Origin of the sequence: Thalassotalea sp. ND16A, assembly GCF_000764205.1 — a bacterium.
In the GTDB taxonomy this organism is placed as follows: Bacteria; Pseudomonadota; Gammaproteobacteria; order Enterobacterales; family Alteromonadaceae; genus Thalassotalea_A.
Genome location: NZ_JQDZ01000114.1, coordinates 82,127 through 108,850, shown reverse-complemented (window position 1 = coordinate 108,850; position 26,724 = coordinate 82,127). Strand labels below are relative to the sequence as shown.

Below are 26,724 nucleotides of genomic sequence, written 5' to 3'. Positions count from 1 at the left end.
TCCTTTTCAATGAATGAAATTTAATTGTAGCTTAATTGAAATTAATTTGAGGAAGCAATTGTTTATAGGCACGCTATATCCGAAAGGGGGTTGCGGCCTGCGCCGCAATGACGTGGTTAATTGTTTCGGAGTATGCCCTGACACTTGAAGGTTAAACGTCTCTCAATGGCACAAATCGACCTGATTAAGTCACCTTGAAACTGGAGGAGAACCCATCCAAAAGCACGGTGGGATGACGTTGTATTTTTTCTCATATCGTATGTCGGCAATTGGCACTAAATACTCGTTCAAGCCACTTCTAAACTGGAGAAGATCCCGTTCAAAAACATAACGGGATGACGGAGTATTTTTTCTAATATCGTATGTCGGCGGATGGCACTTTGTAGACCAATTGAACATTTCAACTCAAGTTGAAATCTAATTTAATGATGCACAATACGCTTGAGGAGATCCCACCCAAAACACGGTGGGATGACGTGGCTAATTGTTTTTAATATTGCTTCAGGTATTAGCTAATTTAATGTCTCTGATGTGGCACTTTGGAGACTGCAGGCTATATCGAAACTCGCTGGGATTGTAGTCGGCTCCAGCAATGCTGCTTGTAGCAGTCAATCCCTGTTTTTAACCTTCAGAAAAAAACGGGGCCAATGGCCCCGTAGTTGTTTCGCTGGTGTTATGGCTGTTCTATTCGGCCGATTTCTTCTTGGCGATATAGTTATCTACCATGGTTTCGATGAAATCGAGCGGTAGAGGGCCATTTTTCAGGTAAACATCGTGAAATTCACGAATATCGAACTTGTCACCGAGTGCCGTTTTCGCTTTTTCACGCAAACGTAAAATTTCTAACATGCCAATTTTATAAGCAGTCGCTTGTGATGGCATTACCGCGTGACGTTCTACCATTTTAACGGCGTCAGATTTTGCATTAGGTGTATTGGTTACGTAGTAATCAATGCTTTCGTTACGGGTCCATTTTTTCACGTGCATGCCAGTATCAACAACCAGACGACAGGCGCGCCATAATTCCATGGCTAAACGACCAAAGTCTGAATATGGGTCGGAATAAAGGCCAATTTCCTTTGGTAATTTCTCGGTATACAAACCCCAGCCTTCACTGTAAGCCGTATAGCCACTGAATTTACGAAAAGTAGGAATGCCTTCTAGCTCTTGCGATATGGCCAATTGCATGTGATGGCCTGGAATGCCTTCATGATACGCTAACGCTTCCATTTGGTAAGTCGGCATGGCTTTCATATCGTATAGGTTGGCGTAATACATACCCGGACGTGAACCATCTGGTGCCGGGCGGTTATAAAACGCCTTACCGGCTGATCTTTCTCTAAACGCTTCAACGCGCTTAACAATTAAGTCGGCCTTTGGTTTTACCAGGAATAATTCGTCTAAACGCGTTTTCATGTTATCGATCAACGCGGTGGCTTCCGCTAAATAACGTTGCTTGCCTGCTTCACTGTCTGGGTAGTAAAACTGCGAGTCTTCACGCATAAACTGCATGAATGCTGCCAGGTTGCCATCAAAGCCAACTTTATCTTTGATGACGCGCATTTCATCATGAATACGAGCGACTTCACTTAATCCTATTTGATGAATTTGTTCCGCCGATTTTTTGGTGGTGGTAGTGTCTTGTAGGGCATGATTGTAAAAAACATCACCTTCGGGAAATTTCCAGGCACCGGCATCATTGCTTGATTTCGCTTCCAGGCCAATCAAATAATCAATTAAGTTTTGATACGCCGGTTGTACACTGGCGAGCAAAGCCTTATTGGCATCATTGATTAATTGTTCAGTTTGCCCTTCATCCAACTCTAATGCCGTCACTTTCTTGGTAAAATCTGCCAGTATGGTTGAATCTTCACCTTCGGTAAATGGTGCACCCTGGATCAAGTTTTGAGAGTCACGTATGACGTGAGGGAAGACAAAGCTAGGGGCAATAATGCCTAACTCTTCACGAATTTTTAACTGCACGATAAGTTGTTCAATCAAGGTATTTACACCAGCGATACGACTAACATAATCGTTTGCCTCTTTGACATTGGTGATGGTGTGTTGATTGATTAAAAATGAAGGAATGTTTGAATGCTGACCACGCATTTGGTTTACCGGATAATTGTGATAGCGCCATTTGTGGTCGGCGATCTCATCTTCCATGTCCAGTTCCGCTAACTGATAACTGATTTTTGTTTGAGGGTCGAGCAAATCAAAGTTAAAAGTTTGCAGTAATGCCAAGTTATCCTTGGTAATTTGCAATTCTTTTTCCGCATTCGCTTCCGAATTATCATTCCATTTGCCGTAATCTTTTTTAATGCCTAAATAGGTTTGAAATTGTGGCGAGCGCATTACCGCTTCCATAAATTTTTCTTCAAAAAAGGCATTTAAACGTTCAGATTCGGTTTGTTTTTTGGCCACAGCAACAGGTTCTACAGTGCTTTCTGTAGGCTTTTGCTCTGCTGTGGTAGAGGTAGTATTACAACCAAAAAGCATGGCTGAAGTTAACGCCAGTGCTGTTAATGATTTTTGATTACGCATAGAATTTCCTATCGAAATGGAATGAGGTTAATGCCAAGTTGACTAATTATCTGCTTATTTTTTTTAGTTATAACGGATGAATTAGTAAATTGGTATATGCAAAAAAATTGCAGGCACAGAGATTGCCTTAAATTGGTATATTTATCAAGGTTGTATTTTTAGTCTGCGCGATGAAGCGCAGACTTTACAGGATATATTGAAGTTTTGTGATACTCGCGAGTCTTAAAAAATTAAGCCTTGTGCCCTTGGGACAATTTTTTCAATGCGATCCGGGGTATCGCTGCCGTCGATTAACGAAGAGCTGGCACTGGCGATGGAGTTGATGATGGCAGTCATCTGCTCTAAGTCGAGCGTGCCTATCTCATCACTCACTTGGTGATAGTCATGGTCATTGGTCATTTGAGTACTTGATAAGCTGTGCGCAGGCACTCCTAACTTGGCCAGTGATGCATTATCAGAGCGATAAAACAAACCATATTTTTTGTACGGGTCGGCAAAGATTTGTTGCTTAGCGTTATTGCTGTTGGCGCTCAAGTTTTGCTGCAAAATAGTCGCTAAATTGGAGCGTTCATACCCGGTCATCCAATACGTGCCGGCACCAAACTCTGCCGCCTTGCCAATCATTTCAATGTTTAACATTGCCGTGATCGAATCCGCATCAATGTCATTGACAAAGTGACTTGAGCCTAATAAACCAGATTCTTCTGCGGTAAAGGTGACAAACATGATGCTTCGTTCATTGTTGCTAATATTGGTAGGGTTTGCATAGTAACGGGCCAGATTGAGTACGGCAGTTACGCCGGAAGCGTCATCGTTTGCGCCATTATAGATAAGATCTTGGTCGTTGCCGTTGATGTCTGGTGCTTGGGTACCAAGATGATCATGATGTGCAGAAAAAACTACAAACTCATCGGCTTTCGATTTACCCGGTAATACGCCAATAACATTGCTTAACGTTTGTTGTTGATGGTCAATGCTGGCACTAACCTCAATGGTGTTTATTACGGTTTCGTCGGTTAAGATCAAAACGATTGCTGCGGGAGCACGCCTTTCTAGCGACTGACTGCCATTGGTAAACTTATTGCGATATCTAGCGAACATTTCCTGGTGCGTGCTATCGATTAACACTATGGTGTTTTCGCCGTGCTGGTTTAAACTGTTTAAGCTGCTGCGCAAATCATCATTTTTGCCAATCACTAGGTGCTGAGCCGACTCTTTATTCCAGCGAATGCTACTGATGCTACCGGCGACTGCAATTTTCTCGGCGTGAATGTTTTGCTGGTTTAACTTAACCTTGAGTGTTTTTGGCAGATAACGATTCAAAGTAAAGTTTTGCTTATAGCTGTTTAACCCTTTTAGCGGTTGCAACCCTGCTTGCTGAAATTGCTTGGCGATGTAATCTTCTGCAACGGTTATTTCGCTGCTACCTGCCAGTCGACCTTTTAAATCATCGCTTGCTAAAAACTGCATATCTGCGGTGACACTGTCAAGGTCTATGCTTTGGTCATTGCTGGATAATGCACAGGCATTAAGGCACAGGGTAAGGGTAAGCAGGCTTGCTAATTGGTAATGTTTCTTCATGAATGTATTTCTTTTTATTGTGTTGTAATTGTGGATTTTTTAGTGAGTGGTTGCTCAGGCTAATGATTACCTTGTTCTAGTAAAACTTCTGGCTCAATATGGACGGTAGTTTCATTATTGCCTAACCAAATTTGTCCAGAATCGATACTGCATTGCAGCTCCATCGTACGATCAACTAAAGTCACTAATTGCTCGCAAGTTTCTTCGTTAATTTTAATCACTGATAAGTTGCTAAATGCAGATAATTTATTTTTAATTTTAGACCACCAGATATCGACGCTTGAGCCATAACTGTATAGACGCATTTGTTGGCCTCGGCTGCAGCCTTTTTTGATGCGTTTTTCATCTATCTGGCCTAAATCAACCCATAGCTTAATGACATCACTGTAATCTTTTAACCAAATTTCAGGCTCATCATCTTCAGAAAGCCCCTTGGTAAACTGCAAGTTATCTTCGGCATTGAGGATATAGGCTAAAATCCTCACCATCATTCTTCTGTCCGTTTCTGACGGATGTTGGGCAATGGTAAGGCTCAATGTTTGATAATAATTCCGATCCATATCAGATAGCTGTATGGTGGCTTTGTATATGGTTGCTTTAATTGCCATGAACTTTGTATGTCTGCCTGTGAGTAAGTTTATTTATTGCAACGGGTATAAGTGTAGTTGATATCAATTAATCTTCTTTTGCCTGGATCAATTCGATGGCGTAACCATCGGGATCTTTAACAAAAGCAATTTCGGTTGTTCCGCCTTTTACTGGCCCAGGCTCTCTCGATATTATCCCGCCTAAAGATTTAATTTTATCGCAAGCACGATAAACATCGTCTACTTCAATGGCAATGTGACCAAATGCTTCGCCCAAGTCATAGCTTGTTTGGCCCCAGTTATAGGTAAGCTCTAACACCGTGGAGTTAGCCATATCATCATAGCCGAGAAACGCCAGCGTATATTGGTATTGTTCGTTATCGCTGCGGCGTAATAAACGCATGCCCAAAACATCTTGATAAAAGTTGATCGACTTATCTAGATCGCCAACTCGCAGCATGGTGTGTAAAATTCGCATTTTGCTAAACCTTTTATTTTTCTACGGTAATGTTCATTTAATGACTAAAAGTGACTCTGGCTTAACCGCGGTTAAGCCGAGGTCTTATCTTTAAACTCGCACAAATCTTCAATAATGCAAGCCCCACAACGTGGTTTTCTAGCGACGCAAGTGTATCGGCCATGTAAAATCAGCCAGTGATGAACATCAACTTTGAATTCTTTAGGCACTACTTTTAACAGCTTTTGCTTTACTAGAACAACAGTTTTTCCCATCGCCAACTTAGTCCGGTTAGATACCCGGTAAATATGGGTATCTACGGCAATGGTGGGCCAGCCAAAAGATAATGATGGTAGATAAGAGGTGTGGGTAAAATTAAATTGCTTTGCCCTCAATTTTACATCATAGCAGATTTTACCCTACGCAGTCTCGACGGTTACTTATAATTTAGTAATTAATGTAAAAGATAACGAGCCAATAATTGTATATTGATTTATATACAGTGTTTTAAAAAGAATAGGCTTCACACCAACAACCTTCAGAAAGCAATAAAAAACAATTTTATTTAAATTAATTGAAAAAATACGTTCGAATAGGCCCATTTGGGCGAATTTGATGAGTCTTTTTTTCATACTGCTCAACATTGCAATAGAAAAGAGGACTTTTAATGGACAATACACACAATGCCGATTTTGGCTCAGCTATAGAAAGAGAAATACCAGACACAAATAAAATAGCAGTACAGAACAGAACATCCGATAAGTTAGCTAACCAATCATTAGCAAATAAGTCATTGAAATATAGTGCGGTATTTTGGTTTGTAACAACTTTGACAGGGCAGTGGCTTTTCTTTTACTACATTTTGGGATTCTATGGAGTCACCGTAATAAACGATAATATGGAACATTGGAATGCCGTGTTGGGACAATTTGGCGTCACTCCTTACCGCGCAGGAGATTTTTCTGGTAACCTTGCTTTTGCTGCCCACGCTATCGGTGCCGGTATAGTGGCTTTTGGTGGTGCATTGCAATTAATACCCAAAGTTCGAAGCTCCTTTCCAAAATTTCATAAAATTAATGGCTATGTCTATCTAACAACGGTCTTCTGCTTAGCAGTCTCTGGCTTTTATTTAGTGTGGATAAGAGATCCTGACCCATTAGGTATTCCTGAGATTGGTACCACGATTAATGGTTTTTTAATATTAGGATTTGCTTATTTAACCGTGCGCCTAGCGATTAAAAAGGATATCGCTAACCACAGAAAGTGGGCCTTGCGACTATTTTTCGTCTCAAATGCGCAATGGATATTAAGAGTTGGTACATTTAGCTACCTAGTAACGGGAAACATGCTGGGAATGAATCCTGCTTTTGGCGACCCGTTTTTTTATATGTGGACATTTGGCTGTTATGTTTTACCGCTACTAACGTTGCAATTGTATTTTTACGCGAAGGAAAGAGGCAGTAACAGTGTTAAGAATGCAACCAGTGGATTGTTGTTTGTAATCACCATACTGATGATTATGGGCATGGTCGGCTATACACCTTTCTTATTAAATGTCATCTCAGGCGGGCCAATTGGCTTGTAGACGTTATTTGAAGCTAATGTGAAGAAATGGTGGCGATGATATTAGCGTTTTTCAGCAATGCAATTGCGTTTTTACGTTTTAGTACACAACAAAAAGTCGGTTACTTGTTAACTGTACCTTTGGCAATGTGGTTCATAATGTTAGTGGTAGGTGCAATAAAAGGCATGGAAAGAGGCCTAGCGCTCGACTATTACACTAATGCGGTTATTGCCGCAGCCTTTTTAGCATCAGGTTTTATCCTTAAAACAAGCAGAAATCCAGAGAATTAAGCGTTTTTGTATGGTGACTATTTACTCAATGATTGTATTGGAAAAGTGAATAACAACTTGTGCAGGTATACCGAGGGAACATTGATTCGTGCATTTTGAAGGATTAAACAGAATTATCAGCAAGGAGATATGTAGATTCAGATAGGTTTTAGTTTTATAATCGCAAGGAGTTATAAAATATTTTTTCCTTGGTAATAATATGGTCCACCTTTTAGCCACAATTTTATATTCCTGCATCATGGGAATAACAATACTCGCATTATTAGAGGTCTTCAAAAGGCCGAACGATAGACAAAACGTATGCCTAAAAGGCCTATTATTGCTATTGCTGATACACTCGGCTGGTGAGCTTTTTGTTTATTCAGGCGCATTTGTTCATGCGCCAGGCTTAGTTGGTGTACACCTTCCGTTTAGAGTGTTACTTGGGTCGGCCCTCTATTTTTATGCATATGCTTCTATGTCTCCTGATAAGGGCACCGATAAACGTATGGTGGTATTGGCATTGTCTGGGCCCATTATTGTGGTGCTGGGTATGCTCCCCTTTATTTTCATGATCAGTCCTGCCGAAAAGATCGCTCTGGCGACTCCATCAACGAGAGACCCTGAACTTTGGAAAATCGCCGTATTTACCTGCTTGTTCACCACTTTTGTTTTTATTTTCTACACACTGTTATATTTAGTTGCTGCTTTAAAACTTCATAGTCGTCACCGTCAACAACTGATGGAGCGCTTTGCTGAAATAGAACAGCGTTCATTAGACTGGTTTAGACCCGTACTATTAATTTGGGGAACAGTATGGTTAATGTATGCCGTCGAATTTTCACTCGGTGCTTTGGGCTGGCGTTGGTTTGGCTCTGGTATATTACTGCCTATTTTAGAGGTGCTAGCGCTGGCGATTTTTATTCAGAAGGCCCTCAACCAAAAAATGCTTAATGATTCTGAGAAGGGGTTGCCTCGTGCTAGTCAGCCTAATCAAGGTCAGACTAGAACTGCATTACTTAGCGCTGAAAAAATGCAACTGATTGCATCAAAACTTGAACATGCAATGAAAGAAGATAAGTTGTTCTTGCAAGATAATTTATCGTTAAACAAACTATCTGAATCTATCTCAGAAAGTGAAAACCATATTTCAGAAACACTCTCTCAGTTTTTAAACACCAAATTTTTTCAATTTGTTAATGGCTTTCGAGTTGAAGAAGCGAAAAAAGCTTTACAAGAAAGCGACAAGTTAGTTACTAGTATTGCCTTTGATGTCGGCTTTAATTCCAAGTCTACTTTCAATACCGCTTTCAAGAAACTGGTAGGGCATAGTCCATCAGCATATAGAAACTCATTACTCGAAAAAAATACACTTTGAATAATGTATTAGAAAGGCTTTAATTAGTTAAAGGTTATTCAGTCTTATCTTTAAACTCACACAGATCTTCAATAATACATGCACCACAGCGAGGCTTACGAGCAACACAGGTATAACGGCCATGTAAAATCAGCCAGTGATGAACATCAACTTTGAATTCTTTAGGCACTACTTTTAACAGCTTTTGCTCTACTAGATCAACAGTTTTTCCCATCGCCAACTTGGTTCGGTTAGATACCCGGTAAATATGGGTATCTACGGCAATGGTGGGCCAGCCAAAGGCGGTATTTAATACTACGTTGGCCGTTTTTCTGCCCACTCCAGGCAATGCTTCCAGTGCGGCCCGGTCTTCGGGGACTTCGCCACCATGGAGTGTAACCAGCATCTGACACGTTTTCAGAGTATTCACCGCCTTGGTATTAAACAAACCAATAGTTTTGATATAGCTTTTCAGCGTATCCAACCCTAAATCGAGAATGGCTTGCGGGGTATTGGCGATGGCATATAGCTTGTCGGTGGCTTTATTGACACTAACGTCGGTGGCTTGCGCCGACAATAATACGGCGATTAATAGCTCAAATGGCGAACTAAAATTCAATTCAGTGGTTGGATTTGGGTTGTCGTCTCTTAAGCGAGTGAGGAGCTGTAAGCGTTTTTCTTTATTCATTTTATTTATTCTTATAACTTCGTTAACGAACAGAACATACGATTTTTTGTGAGAAACAAAAAATCTTCTTCGAGAAACGAGAACAGACGATTTGCGCTGCGCTGAATCATCTGTTCTCGTTTCTCGTTTCAATTAAGCTACGAGCAAATGGCAGTCTGCGGTAACCCAATGCAATTTTATCATTCGAGCAATTAACTTGCTGCGATCTCAGTTAGATGTAAAATATCCTGCTTGTACCTTGTACCTTGTACCTTGTACCTTGTACCTTGTACCTTGTACCTTGTACCTTGTACCTTGTACCTTGTACCTTGTACCTAGCCATTATCCTTCAAAATTTACGCGTACTCGTTCAATGGTCTTAGCTTCTGCTTTTGGTTGTTTTGCCGCAATTGAGCTATCGATGGCGTTCTTGGCGGCAATTAAAAAGCCCATGGCGATAAATGCGCCGGGTGGCAAAATGGCCAGTAAGAAACTCGTATCGGAGGTGAAAATTTCGATGCGTAAAATGCTTGCCCATTCACCAAGTAATAATTCAGCGCCGTCAAATAATGTACCTTGACCTAAAATTTCACGTATGGCGCCAAGGGTCATTAACACTAGCGCAAAGCCCACCCCCATCATTAAGCCATCAAAACTTGCCGGTTTTACCGGATTTTTAGAAGCATAAGCCTCGGCTCGGCCAATAATGGCGCAGTTGGTTACGATTAGGGGTAAAAATATTCCCAGAGATTGATACAAGCCAAAAGTGAAGGCATTCATCAACAACTGCACACAAGTTACGAATGCAGCAATGATCAAGACAAAGATAGGAATGCGTACTTCTTTGGGCACCCACTGACGAATTGCTGAAATGGTCGCATTTGAACAAACCAATACTAGTAAGGTGGCTAAACCAAGACCAATTGCATTGGTTAATGTAGTGGTAACCGCAAGCAGGGGACACAGGCCCAGTAGTTGCACCAGGCCAGGGTTGTTTTTCCACAACCCTTGCCAGGATAATTCTTTATATTCACTGCGCTCAGTCATGTTGGCCTCGACACGATGTGGTATTGCTAATAATGTCTTTTTGGTGTTGATTAAAGTAGAGCATAGTGTTTTTCACCGCGTTTACCACTGCGCGCGGAGTTATCGTGGCCCCGGTAAATTGATCAAACATGCCACCATCTTTTTTCACGGCCCAACGTAAGTCTTTTTCATCGATAATGTCTTTATCATTAAAGTTGTAAACCCATTCACTTTTTCGTGTTTCGATCTTATCACCCAAACCTGGCGTTTCTTTATGTTTTAACACTCGTACACCACTCAGTGTGCCGTCGACATTGATGGCAACTAACAGTTGAATATTGCCATTATAACCATCGGGTGCAACACTGGTGATTGCAACAGCGACGGGAACGTGATCCATGCGCGCAATGTAAGCCGTTTGGCTTTGGTTGGAGCCTAAATACTCTTCATCTTTGATAAACTGGCAATCCTGGTATAAATCATTGTTGATGCGCTCGGGCGCAATGACTTGATGCAGGGTCGACAATAATTGTTGCTGCTCTTGGCGGGCAATAGTGTCTTTTGTCAGTAAACTGACCAAAGACACTAAAGCGGTGCAGGCAACAGCAAACAGTGCTAACACTTTGGCATTATTTTGAATGGCTACTTTCATGGTTATTCTGCACCCTTATGACCATAGGTTCTTGGTCTGGTGTATTGATCGATTAATGGTACGGCCATATTGGCAATTAATACCGCAAAGGCAATGGCATCCGGATACCCGCCAAATTTACGAATAATATATACCAGCAAAGCGACCAGGGCGGCATAGGTAACTCTGCCTTTACGGGTTGTTGCCGCCGATACCGGGTCGGTTAAGATGAAAAATGCACCTAACATGGTGCCGCCGGCTAACCAGTGAAACATGGTAGAAGCACTACTGTCTGGGCTTAAGCTAAACGCGATAAAGGAGAATAGCCATAACGCAGTTAAGAAACTTACCGGGATCACCCAATCTATCGCTTTTTTCGCGATTAAAAATATGCCACCAAGAAAGAAACCGGCATTTACCCACTCCCAACCGACACTAAAGTTTTCACCAAACACCGGATTGCTGATACTTTCAAATACAGTCAGGCCTAAGGTTAAATCCGTTTTTAACGTATCAAGAGGTGTGGCCATGGTGATGCCATCAATGTTCATGCGGATTTGTTCGACCGAGAAACCTTCCCAGGTATAGCCGGTGAGTATCAACCACAAATGATTAAAAAAGCTAATGTCATGGGTTAATAACTCATTGGCCGGTTGCCATGATGTCATTTGTACCGGGAAGGAGATAAGTAACATTACATAGGCGGCCATCGCCGGATTAAACAGGTTAAAACCTAATCCACCATACAGTTGTTTTACCACCATAATGGCAAATACGCTGCCGATCACGGTTATCCACCAAGGTGCAATGGAGGGAACCGATATGCCAATAAGCAAGCCGGTTAGTACCGCTGAGAAGTCGGTGATTTGGGCTTTGATGTTTTTATCACGTATCGCTAAAAACGTGATTTCAGCCAGCACCGCAAAGGTGATGGCCAAACAGATTTGAATAATTGAACCCCAACCAAAAAAATACCACTGCGCAATAACACCCGGTATTGCGGCCATAATAACCAGGCGCATGAGTGCTGATGTTTCAGCTTGAATATGATTATGTGGTGAGCTTGCTATGAAAAATGCCATATTTATTTAGACTCTTGCTCTTTTAATTTCTTTGCTTTTGCTTTCGCTACGGCGATAGCAAGTTTTGCTTTTTTATCTTCATCAGATACTGCCTGCTCAGGGGGCTCAACGTTTTGCTGGTTCGCTTTGGCTTTTGCCTTAGCTACGGCAGCAGCAATCTTTGCCTTTTTCTGTTCGTTTGTAGTCAGTTCAACGTTTGTTTCAGTGTTTAACGCGAGTTCACCTTGGCTAGCTTGTTTATTTTGCTGAGTATTTTCTACTTTCGCGGCCTGTTTTTTTGCCTTTGCCTTTGCTTTGGCAACTGCCGCGGCGGTGCGAGCCTTTTTCTGCTCTGCTGCGGTCAACTCTGCTGTTGGTTTATCTGAGTCTGCAGGTGCTTTATTGGCGTTAGTTGCGGCGGCTTTTTTCGCTTTCGCTCTGGCAATGGCTTGTGCAGCCCTGGTTTTTACATCAGTATCTGCTGCAATTGTGGTATCACCAGCCGAGGCCTGAGCGGCTTTTTTCGCTTTTACTCGGGCTAAGGCTGCGGCAACAGCCGAATTATTGGCTTGCGCTTTTTCCGGGCTGGTAGCCGCTTTTCTCGCTGCCATCGCTTTTTGATGTTTTTCTTCGCGCGCCTGTTTTTCTTTTTCAAGGCGAACTTGTCTTGCTTCAAAACGCAATTTTGCTTTTTCCGCCTTAGCTTCCTGAATTTTATTGTGCCTGATTTCCGCTTTTGCCACGCGGTAATATTGTACAAGAGGTATTTGACTTGGGCAGACATACGCGCAGGCGCCGCAATCGATACAGTCAAACAGGTTCAACTGTTCTAACTTGTCAAAATCTTTTGCTTTGGCGTGCCATTGTAATTCTTGCGGAAGTAGGGAGCTTGGGCATACTTCTGCACACTGGCCACAACGAATGCACTCCACTTCGTTAGTCACCGGAGCTATTTCGGCGAAGGTTGGCACCAGAATACAATTACTGATTTTTACTACCGGCACATTGAGTGTTGGCAGAGTAAAGCCCATTAACGGCCCGCCCATAATGACTCGTTGCTGCTCTGTTTGTTCAGGCTTAGCAAAACCACATTGTTTAAGTACATGCGCTACCGGAGTGCCTAGTGGCACCCAAATATTTTGTGGCTTTTTCACCGCCTGGCCGGTGACGGTGACAACCCGCCGGATCAGTGGCGTGTCATTCAATATTGCTTCTGATATTGCAAATGCGGTTGCTACGTTTTGTACCACCATCCCAATGGCTAAGGGATGCACACCACTGGGTACTTCCTCGCCGGTTAGCGCTTTAATTAGCTGCTTTTCACCGCCGGTTGGATATTTTGTCGGCAACACACACACATGTACGTTGTCCTTATTGAGTGTTGCGGCTTGCAGAGCGGCAATGGCTTGTGGCTTATTATCTTCGATGCCAATCAGAATTTTTTCGGGTTCGAGTAATACGTTGAGAATATCAATGCCGTTCACTACGGCAGCAGAGTGTTCGCGCATCAATAAATCATCGGCGGTGATGTAAGGTTCACATTCTGCCGCATTAATGATCAAAAATTTTATGCCCGGCTTGGCACTGACTTTAATGTTGGTCGGAAAACCTGCGCCACCCATGCCGGCAATACCGGCACTGGCAATTTTATCAATAAGTTCGGCTTTCGATAAACTGTGAAAATCGTCTACGACGTGTCGTTCACGCCATTGGTCTAAACCATCAGGCTTGAGCATTAAGCATAACTCGGCCATGCCCGATGGATGGGCGATGGTAGAGTTTTTAATGGCACTAACTATGCCCGAAGTCGGTGCGTGTACCGGCACGCTCATCGGGGTGTCATTATGGGTTAATGGCTGACCTTTTAACACCCTGTCGCCAATGCTCACTAACACTTCACCAGATTTACCTATGTGCTGTTTCAACGGCAAAATTAATTCGTCGGCAAGCTCTATGGTTTTTATCGGTTTATCGTTACTTAAAAATTTTTGCTGTGGCGGGTGAATACCGCCGGCAAACTTCCAGAAATGATTTTTTTCAATACGGTCAATGATAGATTCCATTACAACAACTCCTAATCTATCTGAACAATATCGATAGATTGCAGATCCCACTGCCAGGTTTCTGGTGTTTGTGCGATTGGGATCATTTCAATACAGTCAACAGGGCAAGGTTCAACGCATAAATCACACCCGGTACATTCATCAACGATAATAGTATGCATTTGTTTGGCCGCCCCCATGATGGCGTCTACCGGACATGCCTGAATACATTTGGTACAACCGATACAGTCTTCTTCAATAATAAAGGCAACTTTAGGGGTATTGTCTTGTTGATGAGTTTCATCGAGGGGCTGAACTTCTACGCCCATCAAATCGGCAATTTTTTTAATGGTATCTTCGCCACCCGGCGCGCATTTATTAATGGCTTCACCATTGGCAACCGCTTCCGCGTAAGGTTTACAACCCGGGTAACCACATTGGCCACATTGGGTTTGTGGCAATAAAGCATCAAGTTGTTCAACCAGTGGGTCGCCTTCTACTTTAAAACGTACCGAGGCAAAACCGAGCAAGGCACCAAAAGCGATGGCGATGAAACCAAAAACAACGATGGCTAAAATGAATTCCATGATTATTTCACCAAACCGGTAAAACCCATAAAGGCTAATGACATCAGACCGGCAGTGATCATGGCTATGGCCGCTCCCTGGAAAGGTTTCGGTACATCGGCATTTGCCAGACGTTCACGCATCGCGGAAAACATAATTAATACAATAGAAAAGCCGACTGCGGCGCCAAATCCATAAATAATGGATTCAAAAAAGTTATGATTTTCTCGCAAGTTGATAAGGGCGACGCCGAGCACCGCACAATTGGTAGTAATTAATGGCAGGAAAATACCCAAAAGCCGATAAAGGTTGGCACTGGTTTTATGCACAACCATTTCGGTAAATTGTACCACCACGGCAATGACCAGAATAAAACCCATAGTGGTAAGGTATTCAAGACCAAGTGGCTGGAGCAAATAAGTACTGAACAAATAACTGAGCAGGGAGGCCAGCGTGAGGACAAAGGTTGTCGCCAAAGACATGCCAATTGCAGTTTCTGTGCGTGATGAGACCCCCATGAAGGGACATAAACCTAAGAACTGTACCAGAACAAAGTTGTTCACCAACACAGTCCCAACCAAAAGTAATAGATAATCAGTCATTTAAAATATTTTTATCTGCAGTTAATTGCTTCGCTTGCCGACTATTATCCTAGTTTCTTAAGGTTTTAACAACTTGTTGTTTGTAGGGTTATTTTATTTGTTCATTAAACGAACAAATTAATGGTTTTTAAAGGGTTTAGCAATGCAAGGCAGCTGAAATCATTTAATGCCTACGCTGCTACAGCGGCTCAGGCTTGGCCAAATAAAATCCCTGACAACCATCAACGAATATTTCATCAAAGGTGCACTTTTCCTCCTGAGTTTCAACGCTCTCGGCAAGCACACGAACCCCTAATCTATGGGCTAAATCAATCATCAAACGTAAGAAATACTGATTGTTTTTATCGATGTGGATATCGCGGGTATAACTGCCATCAATTTTTATGAAGTCTGGAGATAATTCTCTGAAAAACTTAAATGAGGTAACGCCGACCCCAAAGTGTTCAACACAAATACGCGCGCCAACTCTGTGGATCATTTCAATAAAGTGCTTACTGCCTCTGATATTTTGCTCTAAACCATATTCACTAATTTCAAATATTAAGCGCGTGGCGATATCGTGATCTTTTAATAAACGGCGCTCTAACCATATGACAAAATGTTGATCGTGGATTGAACGGGTGCTTAAGTTTATGCCAAAGGCTTGTTCACTTAGATTTTTAGCTTTTATTTCCACTAGGGTTTTTTCAATTACCAGGCGGTCAATTAAGATGATTTTATCAAGTTTTTCAGCCATCGCGATAAACGTCTCTGTCGGTAAAATATCCCCTTCAGAGCTGGTGAAACGGGATAACACCTCGTTATAAATACGGTTATTTCTACTGTTTGGTTGAATGACCTGTGATAACAGGGAAGCACTCTGGTGTTCAATTACGAAACTAATTTCTTTATTCCAGTTTTGATTGCCAAAACCAGCCGTTTCACTTTTTAGTAATTGTGGGTCGCTTTGCACATACCAGGAATTTTTATTACGGGTTTGTGCCAGACTTATCGCTGAATCAGCCAATGCCAGCATTTCACCAAGAGGTTTTTGCAAATCGAGTTTTACGATGCCTGAGTAGGCAATAGAATCGTAATCTGCAAATTGTTGGTATTCATTAAATAATCCGGTTAACTCAGCACAAAACTTTTCCGCTTGATTTACCGTGGTATTTGGTAAAAATATTGCAAAGTCAGAACCATTCAACCGGTACACATGGGCCGAGTCGATATGTTGTACTTGTTTTTTTAAGATATTGGCTACCTGGCGAATGTATCTGTCGCCTTCTTGGTAACTATGTATTTGATTTATCGTCATCAACTCGGAACAGCGGGTAATAATTAACACGCCAAAAGCCGATTCTTTACTTTGCTCTATGTAATTATCGAAAAAATCAACAAAGCTACTGCGATTTTCCAAATCGGTTAAGTGATCAATAAACGCCGTTTGTTGTAATTCTTCGAATTTGAGCTGTTTGTTACTTACAAACGATTGTAATTGCACAAGCACGCTATTCATTTCTGCAAATTCTTTCGGCAGTTTTAATGTATTGGGCGGGCCTGTAGATTCAAGCGCTGTTTTAATTTCTACGGCAATTAATTTGGAAATGTATCTTTTTGCTTTACTACTGGAGCTGTTGATGATCGAGTTGGTAATGAACGAGCCCAAAATCAACACTAACAAAACAACCGCGATGACAAACGAAGTGATGGTGTAATACACCTTATACAGTTGATCGTTATTTACCCGATATTTGATAAAAATAGCTAGCGCATTGTTTTTTACCGTGCTTAACGGCACTTCATTGTCGATAAGCGTTAACGGGTTAAATGTAGCGTTTTCATTTTTATAGCTATAGATAACTTCATCATTAAAATTGCTGATCAACAGTTCATCGTATTCAAAGGCTAACTTTAACTGCCTTGAAAACCCTTTAAGATCATCGTCTTTATAATGTTCGGTAATTTTTTTTAGAGATACCTGGTGAGCGCTTTGCTCTTCAATGACAAAATTGTTTAAGCTATAAAAGCTAAAACTGAAATAACAAACACAGAAGATGATGGTAAGAGCAATATTTTTGAAAAATATGCGCGAAAAAGTCGACATAGGTAAAGAGATCCCTCGAATCTAAATTTATTGTAGTTATTTTTATTACTTTCAATCACTTGAAATTAAAATATAGAAACTTATTTTTATCATCTTACCTTAGGTAACTATGGGGAAAAATGCAATGTTTAATAAGATGGAGCGGCGAAAAAATCCCTTTTTTCGTCTGCTTTCATTACCGTTAATTTTTGTTGCTCGCATATTAAAACGTTATTAAATATAATGTCTTACTAAATGAGCGAAGCAGAATAATCAGACCAGTTCTATGAATAACAACCAACAACCGCTAAACAAGCCCAATGGTACAGGGTTAAAACGCCTGTTTAAGGCAACTTACTGTTCGTTGCTAGGTTTTAAAGCCGCGTGGCAACATGAGGCTGCATTTCGTCAGGAATCGGTTTTAGTACTGGTGCTACTGCCGTTTTCGTTTGTTATCGCGACTTCGGTCAACCATTGGTTAATGCTGTTGTTCAGTTTATTGTTTTTATTGTTTGCTGAGCTGGTAAATTCTGCGCTAGAGGCCTTGGCCGACAAGATAACCTTGCAACACGATGAACTCATTGGCCGGGCAAAGGATATTGGCTCGGCGCTGGTGTTTATTGCCTTAATGTTTTTAAAGGTAATTTGGATCATCGCCACATTACAATATTTTCAAATTATCTAGTCGAGAATACTGCTGAAAGTGACTGCATTTATGGTCTTTCAAGATATTTATCTCTAAGTTACGGTTAGTCATAACATTTTTATATATTTTTGGGTAAACTAAACGAACTTTCTTACCGTTAACGATTCAAACTGTAAATGACCCTATTAATTGTTTATCTATCTATCGCCATTGGCGTCTCTTTTATTTGTTCAGTGCTTGAAGCTGTACTGTTGTCGATAACCCCCAGTTTTATTGCTCGCACCTCGAAAAACAAAAGTAAAGGTGGGCAAACCCTAACAAAGGTGAAAACCAATTTGGATCAGTCTCTTTCCAGTATTCTGATTTTAAATACTTTCGCTCATACCATGGGTGCTGCCGGGGTAGGTGCTCAGGCGATTCGGGTGTTTGGCGAAAAATGGGAAACCTTAATTGCTTTTTTGCTGACTCTGGCCATTTTATATTTATCAGAAATTATCCCGAAAACACTTGGCGCCACATTTTGGCGACAATTGGCCATTCCCTCAGCGTATGTTATCGCTTTTTTGGTAAAAATCGTCTATCCACTGGTTTGGTTGTCAACGCGGGTGACTAAGTTGTTTTCTAGCAAGAGTGCTCATGAAACCAGCCGAGAAGAAGTTTTAGCCGTTGCTTCGTTAAGTTATAAAGACGGGGCAATCGCCAGCCAGGAAAATCAACTGGTTGAAAATATTTTAAAGTTACGCGATGCCAATAGCGAAGACATTCTCACGCCACGCAGTGTCGTTCATGCTTTGGATCAGAATATGACCGTAAGTGCGGCCTTGGCAATAGAACAAACCGCAACCTTTACCCGCATTCCCATTTATCACAACAGCATAGATACCATTACCGGGGTGATCATAAAAGGTCAGTTATATGAAAGCGAACTCAATGGTAATGGCGCTGTATTATTAAAAGATATTGCCACCCCTTTGTATCGGATCTCGGAAAGCTTTCCGGTGTTAAATTTACTGGATCTGTTTATTAAACGCCATGAGCATATCTTTTTGGTGGAAGATCATTTTGGCCAAACGGCAGGTATCGTAACGCTTGAAGATGCGATTGAAACCATATTGGGCAGAGAAATTGTCGATGAAAGCGACAAAGTTGCAGATATGCAAAAATTGGCAAAGGCAAATTACCGACAACGGTTAAGGGAAAATTCTGCCAAGGAATCTAATGAAAATTCTGAGTAAACTATTTTTATTATCAATTTAGCTGTTTATTTATACAGTTGCATGTTGTACCTTAACAACGTTGGAAATTTAATTTAATAAACGAGGCTTAAAAATGATTGGATACGTAACTTTAGGTACAAACGATTTACAACGAGGCGCTAAATTTTATGATCAATTACTAGCTGAAATTGGTGCTAAAAGATTTATGGAAGAAGAAACCTTTATCGCGTGGGCCGTTGACCCAGATAAGCCTGGTTTAGCTATTACCAAACCATTTAATGGTGATTCCGCAACCACTGGTAATGGTGTTATGGTTGCGCTTGCTGTCGAAAACCCTCAGCAAGTTGATGCATTGTATGCGAAGGCCATTGAGCTTGGTGCCACCGACGAAGGACCTTCAGGACCAAGAGGACAAGGGTTTTATGCCGGTTACTTTCGTGACTTGGATGGTAATAAACTCAACTTTTTCTGCATGACGTAGCATGGGTATTAGGTAAATTAAGGAAATGCGATGGCACAATCGGCATCTCAGACAGCTGCATTTTGTAAGGATGTAGCTAAAAATGGGAAAATATAATCCTGTTAATCCTATGAGCTCCGAAGATTGGCTAAGTTTCGTTGCACTTCACCTTTTAGACAATAATTATAAACGTCCTTAAATGGCGTTATTACTCTCGGAGCACCTTTGCGTAAAAAGTTATATTTAATTCCGGGAACCATGTGCAACGAGCAATTATGGGCAGAATTGATCCCGTATTTGCCTCACTCGCTTGAGCTGATTTACTTGAATATACCACAGGGAAAGAATTTTACGGAACTGGCTGAGCACTATAACGATATACTTGGCGGTGATAAAGTAAACCTCATTGGTTTCTCTCTAGGGGGCTATATTGCGAGCTATTTTTCGATGCTATATCCAGAGCGCATTGAGAAATTATTTGTGATATCCAATAGCCCGGCTCGTTTGCCTGTTGATGAATTGCAGCAACGAAATGAGATTTTAAAATTCGTTAAAACCTATGGTTACCAAGGCATTAGCCGGAATCGAGTAGTAAATTTGTTTGATAAAACCAAGCAAACTGAGCGCTTGATAGATATCGTCCTGAACATGGATAGTGAGCTCGGTGAAGACGAATTTATCAGTCAGTATCAATATACGTCAGCAAGGACGGATCTTTCTCAAACTATAGGTCAGTTACCATTTCATACTCATTTTTATTATAGCGATAATGATCCATTGGTGAATTCTCAATGGTTTAATGAGCTTACGGGGGCTAGCCCAAAATTGTCGGTCATTAATACCTCTGGTTCAGGCCATATGCTGCCATTGGAAAAACCAAGAGAGTTAGCAAATTACCTAAATTCGTGGCTAGAGTTATAATATGTATCAGTATTTAGTCAGTAAAAAGAGAGCATGAATACCTTGGCGGAAAAAAAATTACAGCATTTCTATATTGCCGAAGATCAATCCATTTATTTGCTTAGCCACAAAGATGCCGCCAAGTTAAAACATTGGATTGATTTATGTAAAAGCCAATTACATCAACTGGGTTATCAAGACGTTGAGTTGCTTGGTAAAGGCGCTTATGGGTTTGTGTTTTGTGGTGAAAATGATGTGGGCAGACAGCAAGTGTTTAAATTTTCACGCGCCAATTTGCCGCAACATGTGCAAGACCGCTTAAGCGATGAAGCCGAAATGCAAGCGATGCTAGCACATCACCACATTCCGAAATTAATTGAATATTTAAAAATAAAACGCCAGTCTATTTTGCATATGAGCCGGGCTCCTGGCCACGATTTGGATGTCATCTCACACCAGCAAGGGCCTTTGGCGGTAGAGCAAGTTGTTTCGATCACCATCCAGTTAATTGAACTGTTACAGTTCATCCGCGATCCAAGCAACAACACCAAAAACAAACCGATAGTGCATGGAGATATTAAACCCTCGAATATCGTGTTCGATGAAACCAATGGCCAGATACAGTTGATTGACTGGGGGTCTTCGGTGTGGGCGCAAACGGATAAAGATGGTCACAGCACCGCCAATAATGTGATGGATTTAATGAGTGGTGATTTACAACATACCAATTCGCGCATGGGCGATATTTATTTTATCGGTGAAGAGCAGTTAAATGGTGGCTTATCATCCCCTCGTTTTGATGAACAAGGCATGGCTGCCACCATATATGCGCTGGCTTCAGGTCAGTCGTGCCGTTATGGTTATAAGGTGATCACTGCGTCTTCACTGGGCTTGCCGAAAATGTTGGCGAAAGCTTTGGATGGCATGCTTGGCGAAGATGAACGCTTGCGCAAAGAAGCAGGGGACTATTTGTTTAACAATTTATCTTTGCTTAAAAACCTGGTGTTAGCCGATAAACCAACATTGGCTGTGGTTGATGCCTTGATCCCGGTTTGGCAGCGCAGCCATGACGAGGAAATTGATACCGTTGGTTATGGTTCTCGTAAATCCTTTTTACGCGAACAGGCTGACAAAGAAAGCCTGATTGATGTTGATGATGTGCAACTGGAAAAGTATTACAAAAATTTTCTGGTGGGGATGGGCGATACGGAAAAGGCATTTATTGCCGCGGTCAGTCGCTTAGCTAAATTCCCTGTGGTGGGAGGCTTGGCGATCCGTTGGGAAAAAGACGGGGTTTATGTCGATTCTAATTTGACCTTGTTCGATCCCTTATTGGAATACTCATTTAAATCGGCGGTGAATAACATGGTAACGCTGGCTCGCGGGGTTTTTCGCGTTGGCATGTTTAAATCTTGCTTTTTTAACGCCCGTGATACCCTGCATGTCGAGCGGAAAAATAAAGAGCGGCCATTTATCGCCCATCAAGGGCAAAAGCTGAGCTTTGAGGTGAGTAAACTGGTCGAAGTCGATAATGCCAGCCAATTGCATTCTTACTTTGAAGATGGTGTCGACCCGGATGAATACCTGCATTTACCGGAAGAAATTATGGCGGTATTGGCGAAGATGAATTTGATTCATCATACCGGTTGTATCATTTTCGAATTGCTGGAAACCCATTGTAAAATTCACAGTTATTTAATGCTGCTTAATCACGATAAACAGGCCGAATTTGAGCAATGCTTAACCGACATCTTGGCATTACTGCCGACGATTAAAGGTATTGGCATTTCAGGTTTTATGAAACTACCTTATAAAGATACCCGTTTCTTTGAGCACAGAAATCAGGCAACGGATGAGTTTTACCCGAAAAATCCAAAGCTGTTGCAATAGCAAAGCACTAACTTAATTGATCACAACAGAGGCATAACAGATGGAAAATAGTAATATTGGCGACATGGCCTGGTTAGATCTAACCGTGAAAGATGCAGATACGGTTAAGGATTTTTATCAGGATGTGGTTGGCTGGCAAGTAGAAGCTTGTAGTATGGGCAGTTACGATGATTACTCGATGAATCGAGTCAGCGATGGTACGCCACAAGCCGGGGTTTGCCACGCCACTGGAGTAAATGCCGATTTACCACCGGTGTGGATGGCATATTTTATCGTGGCTGATATTGATAAATCAATTGCCGCAGTGCTGGCTAACGGTGGCGAGCTATTGACCGACGTTAAATCGATGGGCGGTGATGACAAATATGTGGTAATTAAAGACCCCGCCGGTGCCATTTGTGCCCTGTACTATAAAAAGTAATTGATACTAAGTTGATTAATACCAACACTAATACCTATTAACAAGGAAAGCTGTAACGTGACAAAGGCGTTAGCTGTATATGCAGGACCATCTGCATTAGCGCAAATAAAAGAGCAGGGCCTTAGCCAAGAGCAAATTCAAATGATGGTAGGCGCCAGTGGTGGCCCTAAATGGTTTAATTAAATTACCATACACCGACTTTTACAGTGTTAATCAAAAGAAAATCCAAATCATTAATATTAACAAATAATGCCAAACTAAATTGATTGGTTAATCTATGAGCATAATTCTTAAATGTCCATCTATTTATTTTGTTAAATTGATGAAAAATAGTACCTTAGTGACAATGCTCTTTCTCGAGCGTTATAATTTCAAATATAAATCATGATAACGATTAACTTATTGAAAAGTACCATTATTTTTAGTAACTTAAAATCCATGGGATTTAGTCTCCACTTTATAATAACAATTAAGTGTTTTCCTGAATCATTAATTAGAAATATGGATATGCCAATGAAAATATTAAAAAGAATATTAATTACTTTTAGTTTAATCGCTTTAATGTCGGGTTGTAAAACCACTCAAGAAGAAAACCCTCAAGATGTAAAGAAATATCATGACCAGGTATTGAATCTTAATGTTAAAACGTATCCTGAAGTTTTAAACACATATGCCATTAAACATAATGTTGAAGTGCAAGAGACGGAACGTTTTAAATATGTAGATTTACCTGAATATCCTTATCATTTTGACACATTATCGAGCCGAGTTTGTCGTTCATCAAATAAACAGGTTTATATCGGAAATTATGAATCAATAATAGGTAATCCGATTCAAGTTAATGACGCTTTATATGCTGAAGTACTATTTGAAAAGAACTCATATCGAGGTCCAATCCCCCCTGAACAAACGTTAATAAATACAATGTTTAATGAAATGGGGTTTGGATCTGGTTGGGATGATTACTTAATTAAAAGGCAATTCCTTGAAATTGAAACTTTAATTAAATCTAGAATTCCTTTAAACGAAATATCAAAATTAGGTTTGTATAGAATCTTTGATGGGACGATGCATCTTGAAAAAAAACAAAGATTAATTTCAAGTTATTCATTAAATAATAAAATACAAACTTCATCGAATAGAGTAGTTATATGCGATAACTATAAAAAGCGTCCTTCTTTTATTCCTGAAAAAAATAAAGTTAATGATATTGGAAATACCCCATATTTCGATTTTTTAAAAGTTATTAAAATTCAATCGGATGGAAAAGAACTTTATAGGCTTTTTACTTTCACCCCTGCGGGTTATAAATACTTTGTAAAACGAGAGGTTCGGTCTACAAATTCCTCTAACAATTATAGGAGCTATGAGGATTTATTCACTGGAGAGAAAAAACTGTCGTACTATTTGAGAAATAGTGATAGATATCATATAGCTAAAAAATTCACTAATGAATATATATCAGAGATATCGTCTAAAATTTCGAATTCTCACGATGGAAAATATTTTGAGAGTGATTTAACCATTACGGTTAACAATACGTCAAATGAGCCATTATTTATTGAAGAAGATAATTTTTTATCAACTGTAGAGCTTGATGGTTCTAAATTCTCAGGTGCACACAAAAATACACGTTCAGGAGCCATTCACGTTATATATAAAGATTGTAGTCGAGATAGCGAAACGAAAGCTTTTGTTGTCAATCCAAAAGGAACTTGTACCTTTAACTTAAGTAAAATTCGTTTTTATAGCGGTAAGGTTAAAAGAGATGAGCCGTATAACCTTTATTTATTTGGTGAGAAAGTATTGATGGAACCTATAATTGCTGAAGAATTGTTAGTTGAAATTGTTGAGCGCTCTAAGGCTTACTATAATTCTATACTTAACACAGATAAAGTCGAAAGCACTTTATAATAAAACTTATAACAGCTCAAATATGAGTGATAGCTACCTGCTTTGGTTTGACTCTCTTTCACTTTTAATTTGAGTTAATATTTTTTGTTCTTAGTTTGTTCTTGGGGTTTTTAATAAAGTAAGTTTCCCTCAGTAAAATGGTTGTCTTTGTATAGCTAAACACCGACATTCAAATTTAATAGGTTATTACTCTGTGAGTATAGTTCTGAATAATATTAATTTTTTATAACACCATAAAAACCACAATTCTTCATAACCAAGAGAATTGTGGTATTAGCTGCTAAGTTAATGAGTTTTTACAACACTTATTATCTAATATGAATCTCTTCTCCATTTAACCCAATGCTTTTTAAATTCGGCTGCAGCTTCGGTCATGGCTGTTTTATCATTTTGTTCAGGTAATGTTTTAGCTATAAGAAAACGGTTCATAGTGCTATATTTACCGCCACCAGTTAATTCAAATCGATATTCTTGAACATAACCTATATAAATCATCGCAGCAGTTTTTTTATCAATGCATCCTATTTGATAAACTCCAAAACCTCCCATAATCATTTCATTATAACTTCCACCTCTAATGTTGCACCATTTTCGGTAGCTACCTAGGGTATCTTTTGTTTTGCCATATTGATTATGAAATTGAGTTGTATAGAATTCAGTATTTTCGGTTGTATTTGAACTAGAGGTTGCTACTGCAATCATTCCATCCATTCCAACTGATTTATCACTAATAAGTTGTTTAGAGAATTGAATTGGATCACTATGTGAATATAAGTCGACTTTAGGTCCTGAGGCACAGCCTGTTAGAAAAGTAGCCATTAGAGCAAGTAATTTGAATTTCATATTTTTCCTTTATTATTATTTAATTCGTTTTTACACCACATAGTTTAATTAAAACAGTATGTTAAAATCAATAATTAAATCAAATCATAAAGATTTAAGTACATTTATTTGTCCGTATTAATCACTGATTCAAAGATAAAACTCTTTGATATTTCATCTGATGTATGGAATATTATGGCATTTATGAAACCATCCTTCTCATAAGCTAGGAGGACGCTTAGGAAATTGAGTTAATATCCAAAGTTATTGTTTTCTCGAAAGGAACTAATCTAAATCATCTAGGTAAACTTTAATATGACCAAAGCGTTAGCTGTATATGCAGGACCATCTGCATTAGCGCAAATAAAAGAGCAGGGCATTAGCCAAGAGCAAATAAAAATGATGGTAGGCGCCAGTGGTGGCCCTAAATGGTTTGTCTTAGCCGGTTTAGATCGTTATTTTTGTGGCGAATTTTTTAAATCACGAACTAGTACTCTGTATACGTTAGGCTCGTCTGCGGGTGCCTGGCGCTTTGCTTGTTATGCACAACAAAATCCACTCGCGGCCATTAATCGCTTGATCCATGCTTATTCGCATTTATCGTATCCATTGAACGCGGATAAAGACCAAGTCACTCGTGCCAGTGAACAAATGTTGGCGGATGTTTTAGCCAGCCGGGGCGCGGTTGAAATAGCCACTAACCCTTTGATTAAGTCGAACATTATCGTTGCCAAATCAACAGGGTTAACGCGATATGAACACAAAGCACTGCAAATACCCGGCTTAATAGCTTCAGCTGCCGGGAATCGATTACAGCGTAAAAAGCTGGGTAACTATTATCAACGGGTCATTTTTACTAGTGACAATAGTTATATTCCATTTGATTATGATGATGGTATTCGCTCAAAAGTGGTGTCATTAACCAAGCACAATACTGAACAGGCGCTGCAGGCGACTGGATCTATTCCGTTGATCATTAATGGGGTTCGCGATATCAAAGGAGCAGGTAAGGGCATGTATCGTGATGGTGGTATTATTGATTATCATTTTGATCAGCGCTTTTTACCAGGCTCAAATGCTAGCCAAGCACAGCAAGAAATCAAAGATGATCAGCAAGGCGGGTTAGTATTGTACCCGCATTTTTATAATGAATTTAAACCGGGTTGGTTTGATAAATACATAAAACACCGTTTTGCCAATAAGCAACATTTTGACAATACCGTTGTTTTGGCGCCTACCGCGGAGTTTGTCAACAAACTGCCGTTTGGCAAAATTCCTGACAGAAAAGATTTTACTCAATTAACCGAGGCTGAGCGGATAAAATATTGGCAATCGGTTATTGATGAGAGTGAACGGTTGGCCGAAGAGTTTGACCAGCTTATTGGCAACGAAAATGCAGCGCAAATTATCAAGCCGATATAATTAAGCTACAAAG

Annotated in this window: 25 protein-coding genes and 1 pseudogene; 12 read left to right on the top strand and 14 right to left on the bottom strand. The window is 40.4% G+C overall.

The window, feature by feature from the left end; genetic code table 11:
• Window positions 1–684 precede the first annotated feature (684 nt).
• The 5 genes and pseudogenes from ND16A_RS02095 to ND16A_RS20800 all read right to left on the bottom strand — a co-directional run.
• A complete protein-coding gene (locus ND16A_RS02095; protein WP_033079093.1) occupies window positions 685–2,544 on the bottom strand; it encodes a DUF885 domain-containing protein in 1,860 nt (619 codons plus the stop codon).
• Between the two features lie 222 nt (window positions 2,545–2,766).
• Window positions 2,767–4,125, bottom strand: coding sequence for a M28 family peptidase (locus tag ND16A_RS02100; RefSeq protein WP_052073301.1), 1,359 nt, complete (start codon window positions 4,123–4,125; stop codon window positions 2,767–2,769).
• Between the two features lie 59 nt (window positions 4,126–4,184).
• Window positions 4,185–4,733: a YaeQ family protein gene (locus ND16A_RS02105; RefSeq protein WP_033079092.1), complete on the bottom strand. Its 549-nt coding sequence runs from the start codon at window positions 4,731–4,733 to the stop codon at window positions 4,185–4,187.
• A 67-nt stretch (window positions 4,734–4,800) separates the two neighbouring features.
• A complete protein-coding gene (gene gloA, locus ND16A_RS02110; protein ID WP_033079091.1) occupies window positions 4,801–5,190 on the bottom strand; it encodes a lactoylglutathione lyase in 390 nt (129 codons plus the stop codon).
• Between the two features lie 71 nt (window positions 5,191–5,261).
• A pseudogene (locus ND16A_RS20800) lies at window positions 5,262–5,513 on the bottom strand (endonuclease III); the annotation flags it as partial.
• Between the two features lie 323 nt (window positions 5,514–5,836).
• Here ND16A_RS20800 and ND16A_RS02115 point away from each other — a divergent pair.
• The 3 genes from ND16A_RS02115 (at window position 5,837) to ND16A_RS02125 (ending at window position 8,380) form a co-directional block, all read left to right on the top strand.
• Window positions 5,837–6,754, top strand: a complete 918-nt coding sequence (locus ND16A_RS02115) for a DUF2306 domain-containing protein (protein ID WP_033079089.1) — start codon at window positions 5,837–5,839, stop codon at window positions 6,752–6,754.
• Window positions 6,755–6,789: 35 nt separating this feature from the next.
• A complete protein-coding gene (locus tag ND16A_RS02120) occupies window positions 6,790–7,023 on the top strand; it encodes a hypothetical protein (protein WP_200880863.1) in 234 nt (77 codons plus the stop codon).
• Between the two features lie 199 nt (window positions 7,024–7,222).
• On the top strand, window positions 7,223–8,380 hold the full coding sequence (locus ND16A_RS02125) for a helix-turn-helix domain-containing protein (RefSeq protein WP_033079087.1): 1,158 nt from the start codon (window positions 7,223–7,225) through the stop codon (window positions 8,378–8,380).
• Between the two features lie 34 nt (window positions 8,381–8,414).
• Here ND16A_RS02125 and nth read toward each other — a convergent pair whose 3' ends face one another.
• From nth to ND16A_RS02165, 8 genes are all read right to left on the bottom strand, one after another.
• On the bottom strand, window positions 8,415–9,047 hold the full coding sequence (nth, locus tag ND16A_RS02130; RefSeq protein ID WP_033079086.1) for an endonuclease III: 633 nt from the start codon (window positions 9,045–9,047) through the stop codon (window positions 8,415–8,417).
• Between the two features lie 321 nt (window positions 9,048–9,368).
• Window positions 9,369–10,073, bottom strand: a complete 705-nt coding sequence (locus ND16A_RS02135; RefSeq protein ID WP_033079085.1) for an electron transport complex subunit E — start codon at window positions 10,071–10,073, stop codon at window positions 9,369–9,371.
• Window positions 10,066–10,704 (bottom strand): electron transport complex subunit RsxG, encoded by a 639-nt coding sequence (gene rsxG / locus ND16A_RS02140; RefSeq protein ID WP_033079084.1) that lies wholly within the window; start codon window positions 10,702–10,704, stop codon window positions 10,066–10,068. The genes ND16A_RS02135 and rsxG overlap by 8 nt, the downstream gene beginning before the upstream one ends.
• Before the next feature lie 2 nt (window positions 10,705–10,706).
• On the bottom strand, window positions 10,707–11,765 hold the full coding sequence (gene rsxD, locus ND16A_RS02145; RefSeq protein WP_033079083.1) for an electron transport complex subunit RsxD: 1,059 nt from the start codon (window positions 11,763–11,765) through the stop codon (window positions 10,707–10,709).
• A 2-nt stretch (window positions 11,766–11,767) separates the two neighbouring features.
• Window positions 11,768–13,807, bottom strand: a complete 2,040-nt coding sequence (gene rsxC / locus ND16A_RS02150) for an electron transport complex subunit RsxC (protein WP_033079082.1) — start codon at window positions 13,805–13,807, stop codon at window positions 11,768–11,770.
• 11 nt (window positions 13,808–13,818) lie between these two features.
• The gene (rsxB, locus tag ND16A_RS02155; protein WP_033079081.1) at window positions 13,819–14,373 is read right to left on the bottom strand and encodes an electron transport complex subunit RsxB; all 555 of its coding nucleotides are present in this window, start codon (window positions 14,371–14,373) and stop codon (window positions 13,819–13,821) included.
• Between the two features lie 2 nt (window positions 14,374–14,375).
• The gene (rsxA, locus tag ND16A_RS02160) at window positions 14,376–14,954 is read right to left on the bottom strand and encodes an electron transport complex subunit RsxA (RefSeq protein ID WP_033079080.1); all 579 of its coding nucleotides are present in this window, start codon (window positions 14,952–14,954) and stop codon (window positions 14,376–14,378) included.
• 178 nt (window positions 14,955–15,132) lie between these two features.
• Window positions 15,133–17,040 (bottom strand): EAL domain-containing protein, encoded by a 1,908-nt coding sequence (locus tag ND16A_RS02165; protein ID WP_033079079.1) that lies wholly within the window; start codon window positions 17,038–17,040, stop codon window positions 15,133–15,135.
• Window positions 17,041–17,305: 265 nt separating this feature from the next.
• On the opposite strand from ND16A_RS02165, the gene ND16A_RS02170 reads away from it, so the two are divergent.
• The 8 genes from ND16A_RS02170 to ND16A_RS02200 all read left to right on the top strand — a co-directional run bounded on the left by ND16A_RS02170 (window position 17,306) and on the right by ND16A_RS02200 (window position 24,467).
• On the top strand, window positions 17,306–17,704 hold the full coding sequence (locus tag ND16A_RS02170) for a diacylglycerol kinase (RefSeq protein WP_033079078.1): 399 nt from the start codon (window positions 17,306–17,308) through the stop codon (window positions 17,702–17,704).
• A gap of 137 nt (window positions 17,705–17,841) precedes the next feature.
• The gene (locus ND16A_RS02175) at window positions 17,842–18,900 is read left to right on the top strand and encodes a CNNM domain-containing protein (protein WP_033079077.1); all 1,059 of its coding nucleotides are present in this window, start codon (window positions 17,842–17,844) and stop codon (window positions 18,898–18,900) included.
• Window positions 18,901–18,994: 94 nt separating this feature from the next.
• Window positions 18,995–19,363, top strand: coding sequence for a VOC family protein (locus ND16A_RS02180; RefSeq protein ID WP_033079076.1), 369 nt, complete (start codon window positions 18,995–18,997; stop codon window positions 19,361–19,363).
• A 204-nt stretch (window positions 19,364–19,567) separates the two neighbouring features.
• Window positions 19,568–20,263 carry an alpha/beta fold hydrolase gene (locus ND16A_RS02185; RefSeq protein ID WP_033079075.1) on the top strand — a complete coding sequence of 232 codons (696 nt, stop codon included), beginning with the start codon at window positions 19,568–19,570 and terminating at the stop codon, window positions 20,261–20,263.
• A 33-nt stretch (window positions 20,264–20,296) separates the two neighbouring features.
• Window positions 20,297–22,132: a protein kinase domain-containing protein gene (locus ND16A_RS02190; protein ID WP_033079074.1), complete on the top strand. Its 1,836-nt coding sequence runs from the start codon at window positions 20,297–20,299 to the stop codon at window positions 22,130–22,132.
• Between the two features lie 40 nt (window positions 22,133–22,172).
• Window positions 22,173–22,553: a VOC family protein gene (locus ND16A_RS02195; protein ID WP_033079073.1), complete on the top strand. Its 381-nt coding sequence runs from the start codon at window positions 22,173–22,175 to the stop codon at window positions 22,551–22,553.
• 57 nt (window positions 22,554–22,610) lie between these two features.
• Window positions 22,611–22,736, top strand: a complete 126-nt coding sequence (locus tag ND16A_RS21905) for a hypothetical protein (protein WP_268746322.1) — start codon at window positions 22,611–22,613, stop codon at window positions 22,734–22,736.
• A 330-nt stretch (window positions 22,737–23,066) separates the two neighbouring features.
• Window positions 23,067–24,467, top strand: coding sequence for a hypothetical protein (locus ND16A_RS02200; RefSeq protein WP_033079072.1), 1,401 nt, complete (start codon window positions 23,067–23,069; stop codon window positions 24,465–24,467).
• Window positions 24,468–24,779: 312 nt separating this feature from the next.
• Here the strand turns inward: ND16A_RS02200 and ND16A_RS02205 are convergent, their stop codons facing one another.
• Entirely contained in the window at window positions 24,780–25,310 is a 531-nt protein-coding gene (locus tag ND16A_RS02205; RefSeq protein WP_033079071.1) for a hypothetical protein, read from the bottom strand.
• Window positions 25,311–25,604: 294 nt separating this feature from the next.
• Here ND16A_RS02205 and ND16A_RS02210 point away from each other — a divergent pair, with 294 nt between their 5' ends.
• The gene (locus ND16A_RS02210) at window positions 25,605–26,711 is read left to right on the top strand and encodes a hypothetical protein (protein WP_033079070.1); all 1,107 of its coding nucleotides are present in this window, start codon (window positions 25,605–25,607) and stop codon (window positions 26,709–26,711) included.
• Window positions 26,712–26,724: the final 13 nt, after the last annotated feature.